22 protein-coding genes are annotated in these 21619 nt (G+C 59.8%); 5 read left to right on the forward strand and 17 right to left on the reverse strand.

The genetic code is table 11. The features are described 5' to 3' along the window. The first annotated feature begins 160 nt into the window (after positions 1-160). The 3 genes from ABIE16_RS13455 (at position 161) to ABIE16_RS13465 (ending at position 2918) form a co-directional block, all read left to right on the forward strand. Positions 161-850, forward strand: a complete 690-nt coding sequence (locus ABIE16_RS13455) for a crotonase/enoyl-CoA hydratase family protein (RefSeq protein ID WP_429521362.1) — start codon at positions 161-163, stop codon at positions 848-850. A gap of 214 nt (positions 851-1064) precedes the next feature. Then, the gene (locus ABIE16_RS13460; protein ID WP_057715729.1) at positions 1065-1787 is read left to right on the forward strand and encodes a lysophospholipid acyltransferase family protein; all 723 of its coding nucleotides are present in this window, start codon (positions 1065-1067) and stop codon (positions 1785-1787) included. Positions 1788-1946: 159 nt separating this feature from the next. Further along, positions 1947-2918 (forward strand): magnesium and cobalt transport protein CorA, encoded by a 972-nt coding sequence (locus ABIE16_RS13465; RefSeq protein ID WP_057715730.1) that lies wholly within the window; start codon positions 1947-1949, stop codon positions 2916-2918. A gap of 100 nt (positions 2919-3018) precedes the next feature. On the opposite strand, the gene ABIE16_RS13470 is transcribed toward ABIE16_RS13465, so the two are convergent. The 3 genes from ABIE16_RS13470 to ABIE16_RS13480 all read right to left on the reverse strand — a co-directional run bounded on the left by ABIE16_RS13470 (position 3019) and on the right by ABIE16_RS13480 (position 7211). Beyond that, positions 3019-3741, reverse strand: coding sequence for an amidotransferase (locus tag ABIE16_RS13470; protein ID WP_102672401.1), 723 nt, complete (start codon positions 3739-3741; stop codon positions 3019-3021). Positions 3742-3836: 95 nt separating this feature from the next. Further along, a complete protein-coding gene (locus ABIE16_RS13475) occupies positions 3837-5981 on the reverse strand; it encodes a 3-hydroxyacyl-CoA dehydrogenase NAD-binding domain-containing protein (protein WP_429521363.1) in 2145 nt (714 codons plus the stop codon). Positions 5982-6005: 24 nt separating this feature from the next. Next, positions 6006-7211 (reverse strand): acetyl-CoA C-acetyltransferase, encoded by a 1206-nt coding sequence (locus ABIE16_RS13480; RefSeq protein ID WP_007993058.1) that lies wholly within the window; start codon positions 7209-7211, stop codon positions 6006-6008. A 595-nt stretch (positions 7212-7806) separates the two neighbouring features. Here ABIE16_RS13480 and ABIE16_RS13485 point away from each other — a divergent pair. Further along, positions 7807-8628, forward strand: coding sequence for a c-type cytochrome (locus tag ABIE16_RS13485; RefSeq protein ID WP_090454001.1), 822 nt, complete (start codon positions 7807-7809; stop codon positions 8626-8628). Between the two features lie 120 nt (positions 8629-8748). Here ABIE16_RS13485 and ABIE16_RS13490 read toward each other — a convergent pair whose 3' ends face one another. The 10 genes from ABIE16_RS13490 to ABIE16_RS13535 form a co-directional block, all read right to left on the reverse strand. Continuing rightward, a complete protein-coding gene (locus tag ABIE16_RS13490) occupies positions 8749-9558 on the reverse strand; it encodes a transglutaminase family protein (protein ID WP_429521364.1) in 810 nt (269 codons plus the stop codon). After that, complete coding sequence (locus tag ABIE16_RS13495) at positions 9555-10505, reverse strand: alpha-E domain-containing protein (protein WP_057715736.1); 951 nt, start codon at positions 10503-10505, stop codon at positions 9555-9557. The genes ABIE16_RS13490 and ABIE16_RS13495 overlap by 4 nt, the downstream gene beginning before the upstream one ends. 12 nt (positions 10506-10517) lie before the next feature. Next, positions 10518-11927: a circularly permuted type 2 ATP-grasp protein gene (locus tag ABIE16_RS13500; protein ID WP_007988088.1), complete on the reverse strand. Its 1410-nt coding sequence runs from the start codon at positions 11925-11927 to the stop codon at positions 10518-10520. Between the two features lie 366 nt (positions 11928-12293). Next, entirely contained in the window at positions 12294-12638 is a 345-nt protein-coding gene (locus tag ABIE16_RS13505; protein ID WP_007971898.1) for a ribonuclease E inhibitor RraB, read from the reverse strand. Between the two features lie 209 nt (positions 12639-12847). Next, the gene (locus ABIE16_RS13510; protein ID WP_150812355.1) at positions 12848-13081 is read right to left on the reverse strand and encodes a hypothetical protein; all 234 of its coding nucleotides are present in this window, start codon (positions 13079-13081) and stop codon (positions 12848-12850) included. Between the two features lie 216 nt (positions 13082-13297). Then, on the reverse strand, positions 13298-14173 hold the full coding sequence (gene speE / locus ABIE16_RS13515; RefSeq protein WP_057715739.1) for a polyamine aminopropyltransferase: 876 nt from the start codon (positions 14171-14173) through the stop codon (positions 13298-13300). A gap of 160 nt (positions 14174-14333) precedes the next feature. Next, on the reverse strand, positions 14334-14525 hold the full coding sequence (locus tag ABIE16_RS13520) for a PLDc N-terminal domain-containing protein (protein WP_090453997.1): 192 nt from the start codon (positions 14523-14525) through the stop codon (positions 14334-14336). A gap of 80 nt (positions 14526-14605) precedes the next feature. Continuing rightward, positions 14606-15136 (reverse strand): hypothetical protein, encoded by a 531-nt coding sequence (locus ABIE16_RS13525; RefSeq protein ID WP_218496819.1) that lies wholly within the window; start codon positions 15134-15136, stop codon positions 14606-14608. Positions 15137-15367: 231 nt separating this feature from the next. Beyond that, entirely contained in the window at positions 15368-15886 is a 519-nt protein-coding gene (locus tag ABIE16_RS13530; RefSeq protein ID WP_218496822.1) for an ankyrin repeat domain-containing protein, read from the reverse strand. A 97-nt stretch (positions 15887-15983) separates the two neighbouring features. Beyond that, positions 15984-17822 (reverse strand): long-chain-acyl-CoA synthetase, encoded by a 1839-nt coding sequence (locus ABIE16_RS13535; RefSeq protein WP_218496824.1) that lies wholly within the window; start codon positions 17820-17822, stop codon positions 15984-15986. A gap of 370 nt (positions 17823-18192) precedes the next feature. Between ABIE16_RS13535 and ABIE16_RS13540 the strand changes: the two genes are divergently transcribed. Further along, a complete protein-coding gene (locus tag ABIE16_RS13540; RefSeq protein ID WP_057715744.1) occupies positions 18193-18471 on the forward strand; it encodes a DUF3509 domain-containing protein in 279 nt (92 codons plus the stop codon). 124 nt (positions 18472-18595) lie between these two features. Here the strand turns inward: ABIE16_RS13540 and mtnC are convergent, their stop codons facing one another. From mtnC to ABIE16_RS13560, 4 genes are read right to left on the reverse strand one after another with little or no spacing between them, the layout of a single operon-like run. After that, a complete protein-coding gene (mtnC, locus tag ABIE16_RS13545) occupies positions 18596-19279 on the reverse strand; it encodes an acireductone synthase (protein WP_218496827.1) in 684 nt (227 codons plus the stop codon). Positions 19280-19283: 4 nt separating this feature from the next. Beyond that, positions 19284-19829 carry a 1,2-dihydroxy-3-keto-5-methylthiopentene dioxygenase gene (locus tag ABIE16_RS13550; protein WP_057715746.1) on the reverse strand — a complete coding sequence of 182 codons (546 nt, stop codon included), beginning with the start codon at positions 19827-19829 and terminating at the stop codon, positions 19284-19286. Between the two features lie 20 nt (positions 19830-19849). Next, positions 19850-20470 (reverse strand): methylthioribulose 1-phosphate dehydratase, encoded by a 621-nt coding sequence (locus ABIE16_RS13555; RefSeq protein ID WP_218496829.1) that lies wholly within the window; start codon positions 20468-20470, stop codon positions 19850-19852. Next, a complete protein-coding gene (locus ABIE16_RS13560) occupies positions 20467-21618 on the reverse strand; it encodes an MFS transporter (protein ID WP_090453989.1) in 1152 nt (383 codons plus the stop codon). The genes ABIE16_RS13555 and ABIE16_RS13560 overlap by 4 nt, the downstream gene beginning before the upstream one ends. Between the last annotated feature and the right edge of the window lies 1 nt (position 21619).

The following is a 21619-nucleotide window of genomic DNA, read 5'->3' on the forward strand; positions in this document are numbered from 1 at the left end:
CGGCTTCGTGCCCTCTTCTATATAGAGGGGAATGCGCAGCAGGCACGGCGGGCTGCGCCTGACGGGCGGGCAAAGGGTGACTGGCGGGTCAGTCACGGCGCTTTACCTGGCTTGCGGCGGTGGGTAACGTCTGCCCAACTTTATCGAAAGGAATAGCGTCATGAGTGAGTTGATTTCCTACCATCTCGAAGACGGTATCGCGACCCTGACCCTGAGCAATGGCAAGGTCAATGCCATCTCCCCGGATGTGATTGCCGAGTTCAACGCTGCGCTGGATCGGGCAGTGGCTGATCGTGCGGTGGTGATCATTACCGGCCAGCCGGGCATTCTCTCTGGCGGTTATGACCTGAAGGTGATGACGGCCGGTCCTAGAGAAGCCGTGGCGCTGGTGACCGCCGGCTCGACCCTGGCCCGCCGCCTGCTGTCGCACCCCTTCCCGGTGATCGTGGCGTGCCCGGGGCACGCGGTGGCCAAGGGCGCGTTCCTGCTGTTGTCGGCTGACTATCGCATCGGCGTTGAAGGTGCGTTCAGCATTGGCCTGAACGAAGTGCAGATCGGCATGACCATGCACCACGCGGGCATCGAGATTGCCCGTGACCGCCTGAACAAAGTGGCGTTGCAGCGTTCGGTGGTCAACGGCGAGATGTTCAATCCACAAGGCGCCGTGGCGGCCGGCTTCCTCGATGTCGTGGTCTCGCCTGAAGAACTGGAAGGCGCGGCACTGGCGGCGGCTCGTCAGTTGAAGAAGATCAACATGACCGCGCACAAGAACACCAAATTGAAAGTGCGCAAAGCGCTGCTGGAGGCCCTGGACAACGCGATCATCCAGGATCAGGAGCATTTGGGCTAAGCCCGGATCTGCTGCAACGAAAAGCCCGACCGTCGTGTCGGGCTTTTTCATACATGTCTGTGTTTAACGTCTGTGACCGCTCTAGACCGTATCTGACCAAACAGTCGGAAACATCAGCTCAAACATCCTCCATCTCCCACTTCCCTGGGAGCAATTGCCGAAAACAGTGCACATCCGTACACTGCGCCACCTTTTGTCCCGGTGGGGCCTGTAAATGCTGTTTTTGTGCCGTATGTCATTGATGGGCCTGCACTTTATCGTGGCGGGTGTGCTGGGGGTGATGCTCGGCCTGTGCCGGCCGTTCAATCCGGACAACAGCCGCCTGTGCGCACGCCTGTATGCATGGCCGGCCATGTGCATTTTGCGTTTGCGAGTGAAGGCGGAAGTCGGGCCGTTGATGGATAAACCTGACAGCTGCGTGATCATCGCCAATCACCAGTCCAATTATGACCTGTTTGTGTTTGGCAACGTGGTGCCCCGTCGTACCGTGTGCATCGGCAAAAAGAGCCTGAAGTGGGTGCCGCTGTTCGGGCAGTTGTTCTGGCTGGCCGGCAATGTGCTGATCGACCGTGGCAATGCGCAAAAGGCACGCAAGTCGATGTTAACCACCACCCACACCCTGCAAAACAAAGACACCTCGATCTGGGTTTTCCCGGAAGGCACGCGCAACCTGGGTGAGGACTTGCTGCCCTTCAAGAAAGGCGCCTTTCAGATGGCCATTGCCGCCGGGGTGCCGATTGTCCCGGTGTGCGTCAGCAGTTACGTCAAACACATGCGGTTGAACCGCTGGCGCAGCGGGAAAATCCTGATTCGCTCGTTGCCGGCAATTCCCACCGCCGGATTGAGCCTGGACGACATGCCCCTGCTGATCGCCCAGTGCCGCGAGCAGATGCGTGAATGCATCGAATCGATGGACCGGCAACTGCAAGCCGCCTGAAAAAGAAACCCGCCTGGTGCGGGTTTTCTTTTGCCTGTGCGTCTTTGCCCAGAACTCGGCAGATTTAACTGACTCTCAAACACTGCAAGGCTAAGCTGAGCCACACTGCCAATGCATTCGTTGCCAATTGAAAGCTGCCAAAAGAAGTGAACCACCATCATGGGTAGAGTTGTTGCTGCTGCGGTTTATAGCGCCGGTAAGAGAGTCACTGATATCAGCCTTGACGAAGGCGCAGCCTGGGCTGCAAAGCCCGGGCACTTTGTCTGGATCGGCCTCGAAGAGCCGAACGCCGAGGAGCTCTACAATCTGCAACGCCAGTTCAACCTGCACGAACTGGCCATCGAAGACGCCCTGGAAAAGCACAGCCGACCGAAGCTGGAAACCTTCGGCGATGCGCTGTTCATCGTGACGTATTCGCCCATCCGCCATGAGGGCAAACTCGAGTTCATCGAGACGCATATTTTTGCCGGCAATGGCTACATCATTACTGCGCGCAACGGTCACTCCGCGTCCTACGCCCATGTCCGCCAACGCTGTGAGGCGCGTCCGCTTTTGCTTGAGCACGGGGAAGATTTCGTACTCTATGCCATCCTCGATTTCGTGATCGAAAACTACCAGCCGATGGGCGAAGCCATTCACGGGGAAATCGATGAGTTGGAGCGCAACGTGTTGTGCGGCTCGCTCAATGACTACGACATCCAGAAGCTACATGGCCTGCGTCGTGATGTTTTGCGCTTGCGTCGTTATGTGGCACCGATGATTGAGATCGGTGAGGAATTGCAGAGGCTGAGCTTCCCGTTCATCGACAAGAACATGCGCCCGTACTTTCGCGATGTGCAGATTCATGTAACGCGGCAGATGGAAGACCTGACGACGCTGGCGGATATTGCCAGCCAGACGATTGAGGTCGGGGTGCTGCTGGAGGCCTCACGCCAGAGCGTGGTGCAACGCAAGTTTGCGGCCTGGGCGGCGATCCTGGCCTTCCCGACGGCGGTGGCGGGGATCTACGGGATGAATTTCCAGAACATGCCGGAGTTGGGCTGGCACTACGGGTATTTCGGGGTGCTGGGGTTTATTACGGTGGGTTGTCTGGGGTTGTGGGCGAGCTTCAAGAAATCGGGGTGGCTGTAGGAGCGAGCCTGCTCGCGAAAAACCTGAGAGCACCGCGGGCTGTCAGGTTTGGCGCGTTATCGTTCACGACCATCGCGAGCAGGGCTAGCTCCTACAGGTTTTAAACAGCTGTTGGCTTGTGCGCGACAAACCGCATCATCCACTCGGCAACCGTGGTGCCGTGGTGTTCCTGTTCCAGGCTCGCGATACCTTTGGAGTAGACCTGCTCGCCCAGTGCCTGTTGGCGAATATCCAGCAGTGCACGGGAGTAGTCGTGGATGAATTCCGGATGCCCCTGGAAGCACAGCACCTGGTCGTTGATGTGGTAGGCGGCAAACGGGCAGAAGTCGCTGGAAGCGATGACCGTGGCGTTCTCCGGCAGCGACGTGACCTGATCCTGGTGGCTGATCAGCAACGTCAGCTCCTCGCGCACCGGGTTCATCCACGGCGCCTTGGCGGCCAATTTGTAATTGTGGGTGCCGACGCCCCAGCCCTGGGTCGCACGCTCGCTCTTGCCACCGAGCAGCAACGCCAGCAACTGATGACCGAAGCAGACACCCAGCAACTTGTCGCCGCGCTCGTAGCGGGTCAGCAGATATTTCTTGAGGGTTTCGATCCACGGGTCGGTGCCGAAAGAGTCGGCCTTGCTGCCCGTCACCAGGTAGGCGTCGAACGTCAGGTCGTCGCTTGGGTACTCACCCTGCACCACGTTGTAGACCGTGAACTCGGCGGCAATCGGCTGCTGCGAAAACAGGTGTTTGAACATCTGCCCGTAGCCCTGATATTGGTCAACCAATTCCGGACGCAGGTGGTCGGTTTCCAGAATGCAGATGCGTAACGACATAAAAAATACCTGACACGTGATGGGAATAATGCACACCCCAGAGCCTGCCTTGAAACGCTGTGACAAGGCAAGCCCCGAAATGCATCATCTCCCCCTTAGAACGCCTCCCCTTTGGCGGCCTTCTCCAGCAGCAAGGCGGGAGGCGCGAACCGCTCGCCATACTGTGTGGCCAGATACTGGGCTCGGGCCACAAAGTCCTGCACGCCGTACTGGTTGATGAACTGCAGCGCACCGCCGGTCCAAGCGGCGAAACCGATGCCGAAGATCGAGCCAATGTTGGCATCCGCCGTCGAGGTCAACACCCCCTCCTCCACACAGCGCACGGTTTCGATGGCTTGCACGAACAGCAGGCGATCACGCACGTCCTTGGGCGAAATCTGCCCGTCGGCTTTCTCGAAGCGGGTTTTCAACTCAGGCCACAGGTGTTTCTGGCCGCCCGCCGGATACTCGTAGAAACCTCCACCGCCAGCCTTGCCCGGACGTTTGAACTCATTGAGCAACAAGTCAATCACGGTAAATGCCGGGTGTTCTGTCAGCGGCTTGCCTTCTACTTGCAGGTCCTTGGCCGTTTGCAGGCGGATATGGTTCATCAGGCTGAGGGAAACTTCGTCAGAGATCGCCAGCGGTCCTACTGGCATGCCGGCCTTGCGCGCTTCAGTCTCGATCATCGCCGCGCTCACGCCCTCACCCAGCATGGCAATGCCTTCATTGGTGTAGGTGCCGAACACCCGCGACGTGAAGAAACCGCGGCTGTCATTGACCACAATCGGGGTTTTCCTGATTTGCAGGACGTAATCGAAGCCGCGGGCCAGGGTTTCATCGCTGGTATTGGCGCCCTTGATGATTTCCACCAGCGGCATTTTTTCCACGGGGCTGAAAAAATGCAGGCCGATGAACTTGCTCTGATCGGGCACGGCACACGCCAGGCCGCTGATCGGCAAGGTCGAGGTGTTGGAGGCGATCACCGCGTCCGCGCCGACGACCTTCTGCGCCGCCAACGAGACTTTGGCCTTCAAATCCCGATCCTCGAACACGGCCTCGATGATCAGGTCGCAACCGGCTAGGTCGGCATCGCTTTCGCTGGTTTGAATGCGTGACAGAACGGTGTCGCGTTGCTCGATGCTCATTTGTCCGCGAGCAACCTTCTTGTCCAGCAGCGCCGCCGAATGCGCCTTGCCCTTCTGCGCCGCCGCGAGGTTGATGTCCTTGAGCACCACATCGATCCCCGCCGACGCACTGACAAACGCAATACCGGCGCCCATCATCCCGGCGCCGAGCACGCCGACCTTGCGGGTAACATAAGGCGCAAAGCCTTGAGGCCGCGAGCCGCCGGCATTGATTTCGTTGAGCTGGAACCAGAACGTGCCAATCAGGTTTTTCGAGACCTGGCCGGTGGTCAGTTCGGTGAAGTAGCGGGTTTCGATCAAGTGCGCCGTGTCGAAGTCCACTTGGGCGCCCTCGACCGCTGCGCAGAGGATTTTCTCTGGCGCGGGCATCGTGCCCTGGGTTTTGCTGCGCAGGATCGACGGCGCAATCGCCAGCATCTGCGCAACTTTCGGGTTTGACGGTGTGCCGCCCGGAATCTGGTAGCCCTTCACGTCCCAGCGCTGCACCGCCGCTGGATTGGCCAGAATCCACGTCCGCGCCTTGGCCAACAAGTCTTCGTGATCAGTCGCCAACGCGTCGATCAATCCTGCCTGCAATGCCTGTGGTGGCCGCACTTTCTTGCCTTCAAGCAAATAAGGCAGGGCTTTTTCCAGGCCGAGCATGCGCACCATGCGCACCACGCCTCCGCCGCCCGGCAGCAGGCCAAGGGTGACTTCCGGCAGGCCGAGTTGCACCGACGGGTGGTCCAGCGCCACGCGGTGATGGCAGGCCAGGCAGATTTCCCAGCCGCCGCCCAGTGCGGCGCCATTGATCGCCGCGACCACAGGCTTGCCGAGGGTTTCCAGGGCGCGCAACTGGCCCTTGAGGCTCAGCACCATGTCGTAGAAGGCCTTGGCCTGGGGTTTGCCAACCTTGATCAGCTCGTTGAGATCGCCGCCAGCGAAAAATGTCTTCTTGGCCGAGGTGATGATCACACCGGCGATGCTGTCCTTGTCGGCCACCAGGCGCGCAACGCAGTCCGCCATGGCTTCGCGGTACACCGCGTTCATGGTGTTGGCGCTCTGGCCCGGCATGTCGATAGTCAGGACGACGATCTGGTCCTGGTCTTTTTCGTAACGAATGGCTTCGCTCATAACTGGGTTCCTTGATGTCCGGGCTCAGAGGCGTTCGATGATGGTGGCAATGCCCATGCCGCCGCCGACACACAGGGTCGCGAGGCCATAACGCAGGCGCCGGGCTTCCAGCTCATCGAGCAGGGTGCCGAGAATGGCGCAGCCAGTGGCGCCCAGCGGGTGGCCCATGGCGATTGAGCCGCCGTTGACATTGACCTTGTCCGGATCGACGGCCATGTCCTTGATGAATTTCAACACCACCGACGCGAACGCCTCGTTGACCTCGAACAGGTCGATGTCTTCGACCCGCAGCCCGGCCTTGGCCAGCGCCTTGCGGGTCGCCGGCGCGGGGCCGGTGAGCATGATGGTCGGATCGGTGCTGGTGACCGCCGTGGCGACAATCCGCGCCCGTGGCTGCAAGCCCAGCGCCCGGCCCTTGGCTTCGGAGCCGATGAGCATCAGCGCCGCGCCGTCGACAATCCCGGAGCTGTTGCCGGGGGTGTGCACATGGTTGATCCGCTCGACATGGCTGTATACCCGCAGCGCGGTGGCATCGAAACCCATCTGCCCCATCATCTCGAAACTCGGCTTGAGCTTGCCCAGGCCTTCCAGGGTCGAGTCGGCGCGAATGAACTCATCGTGATCGAGCAGGATGATGCCGTTCTGGTCCTGCACCGGCACCAGCGATTTGTTGAACGAGCCATCGGCCCGCGCCCGTGCAGCCTTTTGCTGGGAATGCAGGGCGTAGGCATCGACGTCCTGACGGCTGAAGCCTTCAAGGGTGGCAATCAGGTCGGCACCCACGCCCTGTGGCGTGAAGTGACTGTGCAGGTTGGTCGCCGGGTCCAGCGCCCAGGCCCCGCCATCGCTGCCCATCGGCACCCGGGACATCGACTCGACACCACCGACCACCACCAGGTCTTCGAAACCGGAACGCACTTTCATCGCGCCGAGGTTCACGGCCTCCAGCCCCGAAGCACAGAACCGGTTGATCTGTACTCCCGCCACGCTGACATCCCAATCGGCCACCTGAGCGGCAGTCTTGGCGATGTCGGAACCTTGATCACCAATCGGGGTTACGCAGCCAAGCACCACATCATCGACCTGGCTAGTGTCCAGCGCTGTGCGCTGTTGCAGTGCGGTGAGCAAACCAGCCACCAGGTTCACCGGTTTGACGCTGTGCAAGGCGCCATCGGCCTTGCCTTTGCCACGGGGCGTGCGTAACGCGTCGAAAATCAATGCTTGGGTCATGACGTCCTCGAACCGCAGTGCAGGTGGGTAGATACCGAGTGCCCACTCTTGGCCCGAGCCGCGTTTGATTCAATGACCGCAGCGCTCACAGACATTGACCCTCACGCTCAGACGAACGGTAGTCAGCTACCGTTCAGGACACCAAGCTGTCTAGCCAACGGCTGCCAAAGAAGCTGGCACTAGGCCTCATGCCATTTTTAACGCGAATTTGAAGAACACCATACGAAATGGATCTAAGCCAAGCGTATCGCGGGCTCTAAGGTGAACATGTACGAAGTTGTCGTCGGGTTTTGCCGAGGCACTCGTCACTACAGGAAGTGCAACGCGCTGCCATCATGGATGCTATGCGGGCAGGCATCAGGAAATAACAAAAAAGGCGGTCAAGCCATGTTCAAACAATCGAAAGTACGTCAAGCCGGGCTCATCCTTTTCGCCACCACGCTGTTGTTGATATTGCCGAACCTGACCAAGGTCATCGGCTAGTCGCGTCTATAAAGCTACGGCGTCACAGTTTTTGAATTGCCACTCTCAAAATGTGACTGGCCCGCTACCCGGGCCAGCGTGGCTGTGCCAATCTTTGCGGCACTTGCACGACATGGACGGCGATCACTTGAAAATGCTCATTCTGCTCGGGGCCACGCTGTTTGGCTCGCCCCTGTATGCCGCACAGCTGAACCTGGAGCTGGGCGCGAACAGTCGCACCTGGCAGACCGAGCAATTGCTCAAGCATCCTCAGGTTCAAACCATCGACATCAGCAACGACGTTTCCTACAAGCGGGACATGAGCTACCGCGCCGTGCCGCTGTCCGCACTGCTGACCGGCATCAAGCCTGAAGACCACCTGCAAGCCGTTGCGCTGGATGGTTTTGCCGCCGAAATGACCGCCGCGCCGTTGCTCAATACCCAGGGTGCACAGGCGTGGCTGGCGATTGAAGACCCGAGCAAGCCCTGGCCACCGCTATCCGAAGGCAAGCCGGGCGCCGGGCCGTTCTATCTGGTCTGGAGCAATCCGCAGGCCGGCAACATCAGCCCAGAACAATGGCCATTCCAGGTGGCGAGCATCAAACGCCTGGCACCCGTGGCCGAGCGCTTTCCCGCACTGCTGCCCGATCCGGCATTGAAGGCGGATGATCCGGTGAACAAGGGATTTGCGTTGTTCCAGAAGAACTGCCTGGCGTGTCATCGACTCAATGGCGCCGGGGACGCGCAATTCGGGCCGGACCTGAATATTCCGTACAACCCGACCGAGTATTTCGGTGCGGACTTCCTCAAGCGCTACATCCGCGATCCACAGAGTTTGCGCCAGTGGCCGCAAGCGAAGATGCCCGGGTTCTCGGCCGAGGTGTTGCCGGATGGGGATCTGCAGAGCCTGGTGGGGTATTTGCAGCATATGGTCGGGCGCAAGGTTAAGCCGTAACAACATCGTACCTGTGGGAGCGAGCTTGCTCGCGATAGCGGTGTATCAGTCACAAAAGTATTGACTGAAATGACGCCATCGCGAGCAAGCTCGCTCCCACAAGGTTCCTTGGTATCGCGCCTACTGCTGCTGCACTGAAATCACCGGCGCTGGCGTCGGTGACACCAGCACCTTGGCGTGCATCTGCTCACACCCGCCGCCCCGGCGCATCCCGCGCACCGGGCAGGCATCCAGGTAATCCAGGCCCACCGCCAGTTTCAGATGGCGTTCCGGCCGGGCCAGCTCATTGGTCACGTCGAAGCTGTACCAGGCGTCATCCAGCCAGGCTTCGGCCCAGGCGTGGCTGGCCAGGTGTTCGCTGTTTTCGCTGTACAGATAGCCCGACACATAACGCGCTGGAATGCCCAGGCTGCGGGTGCAGGCGAGAAACGCGTGGGTGTGGTCTTGGCACACGCCGGACCGTCCGGCAAAGGCCTGGGCCGCGCTGGTGTCCACTTCCGTGGAGCCCGGTGTGTAGGTCATATGCTGGTTGAGGCCGTGCATCAGATCGATCAGCGCCGTGCGATCGCGACGTTGCCTGCATTCCTTCTCGGCGAACGCACGCAGGGAGGCGTCGGCTTCGGTCAAACGGGTGAAGCGCAGAAACGGCAGTGCCGACTGGCTCTCGTGTTCGGCCTCACGCAATTCGTCGATATCGACCTGGCCACGGGCACCGATGATGATCGCCTCATGGGGCTCGTCCATGGTCAGCACATGCAGGATGTTGCCGAACGGATCGAGTTGCGCCCGCACCGGACGCGGCAGGTCGAGCTGCCAGCTGAGCACGTGCTGGCGCTCGCTGTCGTGGGGGGTCAGGCGCAGATACTGGATGCTCGCACGCACCTTGTCTTCGTAGTGATAGGTGGTTTCGTGGCTAATGGAAAGTCTCATGCGGCCTCCAGATAAGAACTGTGTATCGCGTTACCCAACTGGCGCACCAGCGGGATGAACTCGGTCAGCCAGGCGTGCAGGCCTTCTTCGAGAATTTCATGGATGCCGGTGTAGCGCAGGCGTGCGTCCATTTCTGCCGCCAGGCGTTGTGCCGGGCGACCGTTGGCCCCCGGCAATTGCGAGAGAATCTGGTCGATTTCTTCGGTGCAGGCGCGCAGGGATCGCGGCACATCGGCGCGCAGCAACAGCAACTCCGCCACATGCCTGGCGCCGGGGGCGTCGCGGTAGATTTCCGTGTAGGCCTCGAACGACGACAATGCCCGCAACAACGCGCTCCACTGGTAATACGCATGAGCGGTGCCATCGCTGACCGCTTCGGCCTGATCGCCGGCCATTTCGTAGCGGGCATCGAGCAGACGCAAGGTGTTGTCCGCCCGTTCGATAAAGGTCCCCAGACGAATGAAGCGAAACGCATCGTTACGCATGATGGTGCCGTAGGACGCACCCCGGAACAGGTGGGAACGTTCCTTGATCCACTCGCAGAAACGGCTCATGCCGTAGCGACTGAGGCCCTGTTCGGCGATGCCGCGAATTTCCAGCCAGGTGGCGTTGATGTTTTCCCACATGTCGGCGGTGATGCGCCCACGCACCGCATGGGCGCTGGCCCGTGCCGCACCGAGGCAACTGTAGATGCTCGCCGGGTTGGCCGCATCCAGGGCGAAGAAATGCAGCAGCCGTTCGGCATGCAGTTCGCCATGGCGCTCCAGGTAATCGTCCAGGGTGCCGGTGATCAACAGCGGCATGGCCAGTTCGTGCAAACCGTCGCCACGACCGTCCTGCGGCATCAGCGACAGCGAATAGCTGATGTCGAGCATCCGGGCGAGGTTTTCCGCCCGCTCCAGGTAACGCGACATCCAATACAAATCCGAGGCAGTTCTACTTAACATGACAGGCTTCCTTTAATCCTCGACCACCCAGGTGTCCTTGGTTCCACCACCCTGGGAGGAATTGACCACCAGGGAGCCTTCGCGCAGGGCGACACGGGTCAAGCCGCCGGGCACGACCCGGGTTTCACGACCCGACAGGACAAACGGCCGCAAGTCGATGTGGCGTGGCGCAATGCCGTTTTCGACAAAGGTCGGACAGGTCGACAGCGACAGCGTCGGTTGCGCGATATACGCATGGGGCTTGGCGATGATCCGCGCACGGAAGGCTTCGATTTCCGCCGCCGTCGCCGCCGGCCCCACCAGCATTCCGTACCCGCCGGAGCCTTGGGTTTCCTTGACCACCAGTTCTGGAAGATTGGCCAGCACGTGGGAAAGCTCAGACGGATTACGGCATTGCCAGGTCGGCACGTTCTTCAGGATCGGTTCTTCATCGAGGTAGAAACGGATCATGTCGGTAACGAACGGATACACCGATTTGTCGTCCGCTACCCCCGTGCCAATGGCATTGGCCAGCACCACGTTGCCGGAACGGTAGGACGACAGCAGCCCCGGCACACCGAGCATCGATTCCGGGTTGAAGGCCAGGGGATCGAGGAAGGCGTCGTCGAGGCGACGATAAATCACGTCGACCGCTTTCGGCCCGTCGGTGGTGCGCATGTAGACCTTGTCGTCCCGCACGAACAGGTCCGCGCCCTCCACCAGTTCCACGCCCATTTCCCGCGCCAGGAACGCATGTTCGAAGAACGCACTGTTGAAGCGCCCCGGCGTCAGCACCACCACGCTCGGGTTATCGATGGGACTTGAACTTTTCAGGGTGTCGAGCAGCAAGTTCGGGTAGTGGTCGATGGGGGCAATGCGTTGCGCCGCGAACAGCTCGGGAAACAGGCGCATCATCATCTTGCGATCTTCGAGCATGTAGCTGACGCCGCTCGGCGTACGCAGATTGTCTTCGAGCACGTAGTAGGTGCCGTCGCCGTCGCGCACCAGGTCGACGCCGGAGATGTGCGAATAGATATCGCGGTGCAGGTCCAGGCCCTGCATCGCCAACTGGTACTGCTCGTTGGCCAGCACCTGCTCGGCCGGAATGATGCCGGCCTTGATGATGCGCTGCTCGTGGTAGAGGTCGGCGAGGAACATGTTCAACGCCTTGACCCGCTGGATGCAGCCGCGTTCGACAATCCGCCATTCGCTGGCGGGGATGCTGCGTGGAATGGTGTCGAAGGGGATCAGGCGCTCTGTGCCCTGCTCGTCCCCGTAGAGCGTGAAGGTAATCCCGGCGCGATGAAACAACAGATCGGCCTCGCGTCGCCGTTGTGCCAGAAGCTCGTCAGGCGTCTCGGCCAGCCAACGGGCAAACTCCCGATAATGCGGGCGGACCTGGCCGCCGGCATCGTACATCTCATCAAAATAGGTGCGGATCATGCCGTACTCCTTGTCACTCGGACGTCCAGACCTTCGCAAGGCCCGTGCCATCGGCATAAACGCTTAAATTTCAATCGGTTGGATAATCAACGCGCACGTACCGCACCAATCCTGTGCGGTAAATGCCCCAACCTGATCGCCCCCGCTTCATTGCAAGGCGTGGTGGTCGCCTATCACCAGCATAGTCAGAGTTGATTTCACTGCCCGGCAATGGGTACGGATAATCCAGGCATTCGCTGAAAAGCTCACCGGACTTCCCTTTTAGCCGCCTGCCCTGGTGGCTTTTTTTTTGGTGTCCAACGCCCACAAATGAAAACGGCCAACCCGAAGGTCAGCCGTGATTGCTGATTGTCACTGTTCATAAGGTTATGCGAGTCGCCCTCGTACCTCCTGTTTCACACCCCAGCCTTCGATGATGCCGCCCAGAGGCTCGACCACTGCTTCGAAACCCTGTTCGAAGTCGCCGATATCGTCGTAGGTGGCATACATGACCTTGCACAGCTCCAGCGCCCAGGCGCCGTCGTCGCGCACACTGACTTGCGCATCCAGGGATTCACCACGGTGGAAATGACCTGCCGCCCTGCGTGCCCGCTCCTCATCCGGGAAAATGGCGTAGAACTCGATGGGATGAAACCGTGAAAAGTCAAAACCGCCTTCTTTCATGCGGCGCAGCACGCTGCTGCTGATGTCTTCTTGATAGGCTGTGCTCATGAAACGTCCTCCTCAAAACGATGGATAGACTTTCCGTACTCCCTCACCCGCAACCGAACAGCGCGAGCGACGGCAACCGATGTGCCGGCGGGAAACAAGCATGGAGCTACAAGACCAGACCTTAGCGATTCATTCGCTGATCTCGCTTGCAGAGTAGCCTCAAGACAGAGCCCGTGCCAAGGCCTGGATGTGAATGCGACAGGTGTTGTTCAGATTGGAGTAATGTCGAGGATTTGAATGCTGTTCTGGGACTTGAGCTCTTTGACGCTCGCGTCACTGGTCCGCCCTTCCAGATCGTTCAGATCCAGTTCGGCGGCGACAGGAAGAAGCCGGGCCTTGATGAGCTTGGCAGCACGCTCGTAGTCCGGGCGCTCGGTGCACTCAAAGACTTCGTTGATGGTTTCGCCATGATCATCCACGAAAGTGACCTTCCACTTTTGCATTGGTGCCTCCTCGATAAAACCCATGGATGGGCTTACCTCTATCTCGACCTTGTTAGCTGGCTAATTGTTCCGGTGGATCTGCACCCATCGCAAATTTCTGTAGGAGCGAGCCTGCTCGCGAAAAACTTGAGAACGCCGCGTTAAATCAGACATCCCGCGTCATCGTTCACGTCCATCGCGAGCAGGCTCGCTCCTACAGGTCTGCGTTTCAATCCATCAGTCGTTACTTGGCTTGTTCACTGCCTGCAACACGTATTGCGGCAAGGCGAAGGCGCCGATGTGGATTTCAGGATTGTAGTAGCGGGTGATGATGCCGCTGCCCGCGAAGCGCTGTTGCAGGGTTTCGCGGGACAACTTGCGATAAGCGGTATTGGTGGCGCCCCAGGCGAAGGTCATCGAGCCACCGATGTAGGTCGGTACGGCGGCCTGATAGAAGTGCCAGTCCGGGAACAGGCTGCGCAGGCGACCGGCGGTGGTCTTCACTTCTTCGATCTGCATGAACGGCGTGCCGTTCTGGGTCACCAGGATGCCGCCTTCGTTCAGGCAGCGGTGGCAAGCCTGGTAGAAGTTTTCCGAGAACAGCACTTCGCCCGGTCCGATCGGATCGGTGGAGTCAGAAATGATCACGTCGAACTTTTCAGTGGTGGTAGCGACGAAACGCATGCCGTCGTCGATCACCAGGTTCAGGCGTGGATCATCGAATGCACCCTTGGAGTGATTCGGCAGGAATTCCTTGCACATGTCGACCACGGTGCCGTCGATCTCGACCATGGTGATGTGCTCGACGCTGCGGTGCTTGGCCACTTCACGCAACATGCCGCCGTCACCGCCGCCGATGATCAGCACGCGCTTGGCGGCACCGTGCGCCAGGATCGGCACGTGGGTGAGCATTTCGTGGTAGATGAATTCGTCGGCTTCGGTGGTCTGGATCACGCCGTCCAGCGCCATCACCCGGCCCATGCGCGGGTTCTCGAAGATCACCAGGTGCTGGTGCTCGGTGCGCACTTCGTGCAGCAGTTTTTCCATGCGAAAACGCTGGCCGTAGCCTTCGTAGAGGGTTTCCAGGTAGTCGCTGGCAGGGATGTTGCTCATGGGAAGTGCTCCGATGAATGCGGGTGGCAACGGACGGTTACCCGCCCATGATGGCCAATCGAGCGTCTCGATTGGCCGGGAAAGGCGCGCATTCTACGTCGCGCAACATGACAGGTCGAACCTCTGTTGATCAGCATTCCACAATCCTGTGGGAGCCTGTTCAGAGTTTGACGTTGCCCCGCGGCCCGGCAATGGCCCAGATGATCAGTCCCAGCACCGGCAACAGCGCAATCAGCAGTACCCAGAGGATTTTCATCCCGGTCCCGACACTACTTTTGAAGACGTTGATGATGGCCCAGATGTCCAGGACAAAAATGATCAAGGCAACCAGGCTGTTGAACGTAGAACCCATGGTGACGCTCCCGAAAAGTGATATGCACCCTCAGGATAGACGGTCGTCGCGAGGATCCCTTTTTATTGACAGTGTCTGGATCAGACGTGGATCGCCACTTTCAGGGCTTCCAGGGATGGCGCGGCTGTAATACCCACTTCGGTGCACAACTCCAGCACCCGTGGCACGTCGTTGCCGTAGACCAGGACCACCTGCAACTCGTCATCGAGCAACTGGCTGAAGTTCATCAGCGTGTAGCCACCGTTTTCCTTGTTCATGCTGCTCATCTGTATCTGGATGCGGTTGAGCGCGGTCAGGGCTTCGGTCCTGGCCAGTTGCTTGGGCTTGAGATTGAACTCCACCCCCGGGCCGAACGAGGCGACGATCTGCGCGAACAGGTCCATGTATGTGTCAGCCTGGAACAGCACCGTTTCCGGCAGGCTGCCGACCACCACCCACTCACCCAGCGGGATCGGGAAGGTTTCGTCGTAGTTGATGTCCAGATTGGCCGTCAGAAATGCCTCGGGATCGGCGTAGGCCTGGGCTGCTTCGTCCGCGATCTTGAGGATTTCGTCTTCGCCCATGCACCCGGAGCTGATTTTGCTGATGAGTTCGACGAGTGCGGCTTTCATGGGGAGGATCCTGTAGCGAGGTGAATTTTGAGGGCGCGAAGGATAGCGCATTAATGAGGGAAATGCGGACCTGTGGCGAGGGGGCTTGCCCCCGTTGGGTCGCGAAGCAGCCCCAAAACATTCAATTGGGGTACATCAGAAAGACCGCATATGCTGATTCTACGACTGCTTCGCAGCCGAACGGGGGCAAGCCCCCTCGCCACAAAAGCCCCCTCGCCACAGGGTACGGCGTCAGCTCAAGAGCTTTTGCAGTTGCGCAACGGTATCGGAAGCCCCCATGGTCCTGGCAGCCTCCAGCGCGGTGATGCCATTGGCGTCCTTGGCTTTCGGGTCGGCGCCCTTGCTGATCAGGTAATCGACCACTTCGACGCGGTTGAACATCGCCGCCATCATCAGCGCCGTGCGGCCATCGAAGGACGAGCCTTCAACCTGGGCGCCGCCATCGACCAAGGCCTTGATCACCGCCAGGTCACCCTTGAAGGCGGCACCGGCAATCGGGCTCTGGCCGTTGTCGTTGCGGATCTCCGGGTCGGCCTTGTGCTCCAGCAGGACTTTTACCGTGTCCACATGCCCGTGATACGCGGCCAGCATCAGCAAGGTATCGCCCTTGTGGTTACGCAGGTTCGGCGGCAAACCCTTGGTCAGCAGCGCGGCCATCATCGCCGCATCGCCCTCCCGTGCCTTGTTGAATACCTGTTCGGTAAATTCGGCGGCTTCTTCGGGGGTCATCTGGCGGCTTTTGTCTGACATTGGGCACTCCCTTTTCTGTCATTCGTAAAAGCCGACAGTTTCCCGAGCGCCCCCGGCACTGTCACTTGTTTTTTCTCATGGGCCGCCATAGTCAGATTCAATAGCGGTACTTGCCGCCGTGAATGTCGGACAACAACTGCTCCGTGACCTGTACATAAGTCTGAGTCCCCGGCAGCCAGGCATAGATCGGGTCATCGCCGGTTTTACCCGGGTCGAAGGCCTCGTCCTTGAGTCGGGTCTTCTGATATTTGAACGTCCCGGTGGTTTCCATTTTCACTTTCACCCGCAGGAACAACGGCACTGCATAGGCCGGCATCTGCTCGCGGGCGAAGGCCAGCAGCTCACTGAAGTCCAGAGTTGCCAAGGATTCGGCGGGAGTGATCGCCGCCATCCCGGCCCGGCCATTGGTGTTGCGGATTTCCACGCCATAGGCCACGGCTTCGGAAATAAGCGGGTGTTGCAGGAGGATGTTTTCGACCTCCGTGGTCGAAACGTTTTCGCCCTTCCAGCGGTAGGTGTCGCCCAGGCGGTCGACAAACTGTGCATGCCCAAAGCCGATGCTGCGCAACAGGTCGCCGGTGTTGAAGTAGCGGTCTCCCTTTTCGAACACATCCTGAAGCACGACCTTGGCGGTTTTCTGCGGATCGGTGTAACCGTCCAGGGGGGCCTTGTCGTCGATTTTTGCCAGCAACAACCCCTGCTCACCCTTGGCGACCTTGCGCATCAGGCCATTGGCCTGTCGAATCGGCGCGCCGCTGTCGTGGTCGTACGCGACCAACTCCCAGGACATCAGGGAAAAGCCGATGGTGTTGTCGAAATTGAGAATGTTGGTGAAACCGATATTGCCGTCGCTGGCAGCGTACAGCTCGCAGATGTGATTCACCGCAAAGCGGGTCTTGAACTCGCTCCAGGCGCCGGGGCGCAGGCCGTTGCCGATCATTTTCTTCACATCGTGCCGGCTGTCCTCGGAGCTGGGCGGTTGATCGACCAGGTAGCGGCACAGTTCGCCGACATAACCGATGGTGGTCGCCCGGTACTTGCGCGCATCGTTCCAGAACTGACTGGCGCTGAATTTGCGGCGGATGGCGAACCCGCTGGCCCCACTGACGGCCGAACCCCAGCACACGCAAAGGCCCGTGGCGTGGTACAGCGGCAAAGTGCAATAGACGACATCCTCAGGGCGCATGTCCAGGGCGATCATGCCGAAGCTCGCAGAGCTGCGCATCCAGCGACCGTGCTTGAACACGCCGGCCTTGGGCAGCCCCGTGGTGCCCGAGGTGTAGATATAAAAGCAGGGATCGTCGAAGAAAATCTGCTGGCTGCTGGCCGGGTTGTCGCTGGCGTCGTCGAGGCTGACGGTCATCAGGTTGATGAAACCTTCAGGCGCGATACCGGGTTGGCGAGAGGTGTCCTGATCGGCAACGAACCAGGTTCGCGCAGCCTTGATCGACACCCGCTCACGCACCGCCAGGTACGCCGGGACCAACTCCTCACCGACAATGATCGCCACCGGCGCCACCAGGTTCACACTGTGCACCAGGGTGTCGCGGGTCTGCGAGGTATTGAGCAGCGCACTGATCGCGCCGACCTTGGCCACCGCCAGAATCGTCACCAGCAATTCCGGGCGGTTCTCGATGAAGACCGCCACCACATCACCCTTGCCGATGCCTTGGCCGATCAGGTGATGAGCGATGCGATTGGCCCATTGGTTGACCTCGGAGTAACTGAGCGTTACGTCGCCTTGCAACAGCGCCGGGCCATCCGGGTTGCGCAACGTGGCTTGCTCGAAACTCCAGCCCAAACCACACGCCTGGGTCGGGTCCTTGACGTTGGCTGCCTTCATGCCCCTCACCACCCGGGGGATGGCCTTGGCGATGGAAGGCAGCTTGCGGAGCATCATGCTCCAGGTAATCGTGTCGTTCGACGTGCGACTCATGATGCTCCCGTTCGATCTTTTTATTGTCGGGCTGCGATGACTGAGTCCGAAAATACGTCAACGGTTCTTGAGCTGTACACGCGGTTTTTGAAATGTTTTGTATCTGCGATCTTGATCCGCGATCTTGATCCGCGATTGATACAAGGCCAATCGTGAACCCCCGCACACGCAATGGTTCCATCGAATCGCCGAGCGACCTCGCAAAATGCAGGATGCACGATGGCCGTTCATGCAGAATGCACGAAAGCAAAAATCACCACAGATACTAACTTGTTGTTTTATAAGATAATTTACAAACAACCCAGACTGGCACAATCACTGCAACCCTCTCCGTATGCTTGCCATTCAAGAGCCAACGGAGCTGAAAGAAATGAACCTGATTCAGGAAAAATTTTCGTCCCTGTTCTCCAACTTCGAAGTCACCACCCATGCCCGGCCTGACGGTGGGATCCTGCTGACCCTGAGCGGCGGCGAAGGCAAGGTGTTCAAGCGCTCGATTTCCTATCAGCAATTGCACAATGGCGACCAACTGACGTGGGTCATCAGTGCGATTCGCCGCGACCTCGCCGAACAAGCCAGTGAACTGCCGCAGATTTCCATGCTGCAGAGCCAGCAACGGTTTGCCCTGCCGACCTATCACTCGCTGTAAATAAAATTGCCGGAAAAACACTGTGGGAGCGAGCCTGCTCGCGATAGCGGAGTGTCAGTCAACATCAATGTTGGATGACATATCGCTATCGCGAGCAAGCTCGCTCCCACAGGTTTTGCGGCGTTTAGAAATTGGCGGGATTTATCCGCGCAAAGCTGTCCACGGTGACATGCCCCGCCAGTTCCCCACCCTCGCGGGCCAGCCCGCAAGTGGCCATCCCCGCCGTGCACGCCGCGTCGAGTTCTTCGACGATGTCCGACAGAAACAGAATCTGCCCCGCCTCAAGGTTGATCGCCTGGGTGATGTTGGCGTAGGACTGCGCCTCGCGCTTGGGGCCTGAAGTGGTATCGAAATAGCCGCTGAACAGTGGCGTCAGATCCCCCGCCTCTGAGCAGCCGAAGATCAACCGCTGGGCCTGGATCGAACCGGACGAATAAACAAACAGTTGAAAGCCGTCCCGATGCCAGCGCTCGAGCGCTTCAACGGCGTCCGGGTACACGTGCCCCTTCAACTGCCCGGCCTGATAGCCCTGCTCCCAGACCATGCCCTGCAACGCTTTCAGCGGCGTGGCCTTGCGGTCTTCAGCGATCCAGCCCAACAGGATCTCGACGACCCGCTCGACGTCGGCGTCCGGTTCATTGCTGTCGCGGCGCACGGCAGCCAGTTGCTCCGCCACATCGGCGCGTTCGGCATGCTGACGGACAAACGCCGGCAAGTGTTTGGCGGCATAGGGGAACAGCACGTCGAACACAAAACTCACCGCGCTGGTGGTGCCTTCGATGTCGGTGAGAATCGCTTTGATCGGCATCGACTCAGTCCTCCAGGCGCGGGAATTGGCTGGCGATGTCTTCACCGGTGAAATTGGCCACCCAACCTTCCGGGTTGTTGAACAGACGGATCGCGACGAAGTGCGGATGCTCGCCCATGTCGAACCAGTGTTTGGTTCCGGCCGGCACCGAGATCAGGTCGTTTTTCTCGCACAGCACTGCGTAGACGTAATCGTCGATGTGCAGGGTAAACAGGCCACGGCCGGCAACGAAAAATCGTACTTCATCTTCGCCGTGGCGATGTTCGTCGAGGAACTTGGCACGCAGTTCGGCTTTTTGCGGGTGATCGCTGTTGAGGCTGATCACGTCGACAGTGACGTAACCGCGCTCGGTCATCAGCTTGTCGATTTGCTCCTGGTAGGCGGCAATCACTTCGTCCTGAGTGGCGCCCGGCTGGATCTTCGCCGCGGCTTGCCAGCGATCGAAGCGTACGCCCTGCTCGGCCAGGGTCGAGGCTATGTCCTCGAAATGGGTCAGCACCTTGTTGGGGATTTCAGGGCTGGAGACGTGATAGACGGACAGGCTGCTCATCAGGGCAACTCCTTAACGGTTCATGCTTTAAAGAGCGAGCGCATCTTCAACTCGCACTCGAACAAAAATTCAAAGGCCTCGATCTGCCGCAGGGCATCGCTCATGCGCGCGCCCCAGGTGTACAGGCCATGGCCACGGATCAGGTAGCCGACGCAATCGGGATGGGCGTCGAGCCAAGGCTGCACCTTGGCGGCCAGTCGCGCAATGTCCTGGTCGTTGTCGAAAATCGGCACCCGCACCCGGGATTCGTGGGTCGTCACACCGCTGAAGGCCTTTTGCAGTTCGTAGTCTTCGAACTCGATGAAGTCTTGCGGCGTCAGGCGCGACAGCACGGTGGCGTTCACGGAATGGGTGTGCAACACGGCACCGATCTCCGGGCGCCAGCTGTAGAGCTGGGTGTGCAACAGGGTTTCGGCGGACGGTTTCTTGCCCGGTTCCAGGCTGTTGCCGGACAGGTCGGTGGCCAACACGTCGTCCATGCCCAGTTGCCCCTTGTGCTTGCCGGACACGGTCAACAAGGCTTCGCTCGGCGACAGGCGCGTCGAGTAATTACTGCTGGTGGCCGGCGACCAGCCGCGGCCATACAGAAAACACCCGGCGTCGATTATTTCCTGGGCGAGTTGTTCACGGGTAAGGCTCATGGCCTGTCCTCTTGCATACGTGTGGCAATGATAACGGCAGCCGCGACGGCTGCGAGACTGGCAATACTAAATGTCCATGCCGCGCCGAGGGCATTCCAGCTGTAGCCGGAATACAACGCGCCCAACGCACCGCCGGTGCCGGCCAATGCGGCGTACAGCGCCTGGCCCTGGCCTTGCTGGCGCGCACCGAAGCTACGTTGCACGAATGAAATGGCAGCGGCGTGAAAGCTGCCGAACGTCGCCGCGTGCAGGATCTGGGCAAACAGCAGTACCCAAAGAAACTCTGCGAGCGAACCCAGCAACAGCCAACGCAACGCCGCCAGCAGAAAGCTGGCCATCAGCACCCGGCGCAGTGAAAAGCGCGCGAAGATCCGGCTCATGGCCAGAAACATCAGGACTTCGGCGACCACGCCGACCGCCCAGAGCATGCCGATCACACCCCGGCTGTAACCCAGGCGCTCAAGGTGCAAGGTCAAGAACGTGTAATACGGTCCGTGGCTCATCTGCATCAGCGCCACGCAGCCGTAAAACGCCAAAACACCGGGGTTGCGCAGTTGCTTGAGGAATCCCTCCCCCGCCACCCGGTTGCCCGGGGCCGGTTGGGCATTGGGCACCCACAGACTGCTGAGCACGATGCCCACCATGATCAGCACCAGCGCCGCCGGATAGATGTCCAGGCTCAGCCATTCAAACAAACGGCCCAGCGCGACCACGGTGATGATGAAACCGATCGAGCCCCACAGGCGAATCTGGCTGTAGCGCGAGGTCTGGCTCTGCAAATGCGCCAAGGTGATGACTTCGAACTGAGGCAACACCGCGTGCCAGAAGAACGCATGCAAGGCCATGACCATCGCCAGCCAGGCGTAGGTCTTGCTGACGAAAATCAGCGAAAAGGTCAGCAGCGTGCACACCGCGCCAAAGCGCACGATGGCCAGTCGCCGACCGGTGTAGTCGCCCAGCCAGCCCCAGATGTTCGGCGCCACACAGCGCATCAGCATCGGGATCGCCACCAGCTCGCCGATGCGCGCGGCGCTGAACCCCAGGTGATCGAAGTACAGCGCCAGAAACGGCGCTGTCGAACCGAGCAAGGCGAAATAGAACAGATAGAAACTGGAGAGCCGCCAGTACGGGAGCGCCGCAGTCGCCATC

Source organism: Pseudomonas sp. 2725, from assembly GCF_050434585.1.
Classification (GTDB): domain Bacteria; phylum Pseudomonadota; class Gammaproteobacteria; order Pseudomonadales; family Pseudomonadaceae; genus Aquipseudomonas; species Aquipseudomonas jessenii.

Bases quoted from the DNA above. Each gene is read 5' to 3' on its own strand.
- ABIE16_RS13455 (WP_429521362.1), top strand. From the start codon at position 161: ATGAGTGAGTTGATTTCCTACCATCTCGAAGACGGTATCGCGACCCTG.
- ABIE16_RS13460 (WP_057715729.1), top strand. From the start codon at position 1,065: ATGCTGTTTTTGTGCCGTATGTCATTGATGGGCCTGCACTTTATCGTG.
- ABIE16_RS13465 (WP_057715730.1), top strand. From the start codon at position 1,947: ATGGGTAGAGTTGTTGCTGCTGCGGTTTATAGCGCCGGTAAGAGAGTC.
- ABIE16_RS13470 (WP_102672401.1), bottom strand. From the start codon at position 3,741: ATGTCGTTACGCATCTGCATTCTGGAAACCGACCACCTGCGTCCGGAA.
- ABIE16_RS13475 (WP_429521363.1), bottom strand. From the start codon at position 5,981: ATGAGCGAAGCCATTCGTTACGAAAAAGACCAGGACCAGATCGTCGTC.
- ABIE16_RS13480 (WP_007993058.1), bottom strand. From the start codon at position 7,211: ATGACCCAAGCATTGATTTTCGACGCGTTACGCACGCCCCGTGGCAAA.
- ABIE16_RS13485 (WP_090454001.1), top strand. From the start codon at position 7,807: ATGGACGGCGATCACTTGAAAATGCTCATTCTGCTCGGGGCCACGCTG.
- ABIE16_RS13490 (WP_429521364.1), bottom strand. From the start codon at position 9,558: ATGAGACTTTCCATTAGCCACGAAACCACCTATCACTACGAAGACAAG.
- ABIE16_RS13495 (WP_057715736.1), bottom strand. From the start codon at position 10,505: ATGTTAAGTAGAACTGCCTCGGATTTGTATTGGATGTCGCGTTACCTG.
- ABIE16_RS13500 (WP_007988088.1), bottom strand. From the start codon at position 11,927: ATGATCCGCACCTATTTTGATGAGATGTACGATGCCGGCGGCCAGGTC.
- ABIE16_RS13505 (WP_007971898.1), bottom strand. From the start codon at position 12,638: ATGAGCACAGCCTATCAAGAAGACATCAGCAGCAGCGTGCTGCGCCGC.
- ABIE16_RS13510 (WP_150812355.1), bottom strand. From the start codon at position 13,081: ATGCAAAAGTGGAAGGTCACTTTCGTGGATGATCATGGCGAAACCATC.
- speE (WP_057715739.1), bottom strand. From the start codon at position 14,173: ATGAGCAACATCCCTGCCAGCGACTACCTGGAAACCCTCTACGAAGGC.
- ABIE16_RS13520 (WP_090453997.1), bottom strand. From the start codon at position 14,525: ATGGGTTCTACGTTCAACAGCCTGGTTGCCTTGATCATTTTTGTCCTG.
- ABIE16_RS13525 (WP_218496819.1), bottom strand. From the start codon at position 15,136: ATGAAAGCCGCACTCGTCGAACTCATCAGCAAAATCAGCTCCGGGTGC.
- ABIE16_RS13530 (WP_218496822.1), bottom strand. From the start codon at position 15,886: ATGTCAGACAAAAGCCGCCAGATGACCCCCGAAGAAGCCGCCGAATTT.
- ABIE16_RS13535 (WP_218496824.1), bottom strand. From the start codon at position 17,822: ATGAGTCGCACGTCGAACGACACGATTACCTGGAGCATGATGCTCCGC.
- ABIE16_RS13540 (WP_057715744.1), top strand. From the start codon at position 18,193: ATGAACCTGATTCAGGAAAAATTTTCGTCCCTGTTCTCCAACTTCGAA.
- mtnC (WP_218496827.1), bottom strand. From the start codon at position 19,279: ATGCCGATCAAAGCGATTCTCACCGACATCGAAGGCACCACCAGCGCG.
- ABIE16_RS13550 (WP_057715746.1), bottom strand. From the start codon at position 19,829: ATGAGCAGCCTGTCCGTCTATCACGTCTCCAGCCCTGAAATCCCCAAC.
- ABIE16_RS13555 (WP_218496829.1), bottom strand. From the start codon at position 20,470: ATGAGCCTTACCCGTGAACAACTCGCCCAGGAAATAATCGACGCCGGG.
- ABIE16_RS13560 (WP_090453989.1), bottom strand. From the start codon at position 21,618: ATGGCGACTGCGGCGCTCCCGTACTGGCGGCTCTCCAGTTTCTATCTG.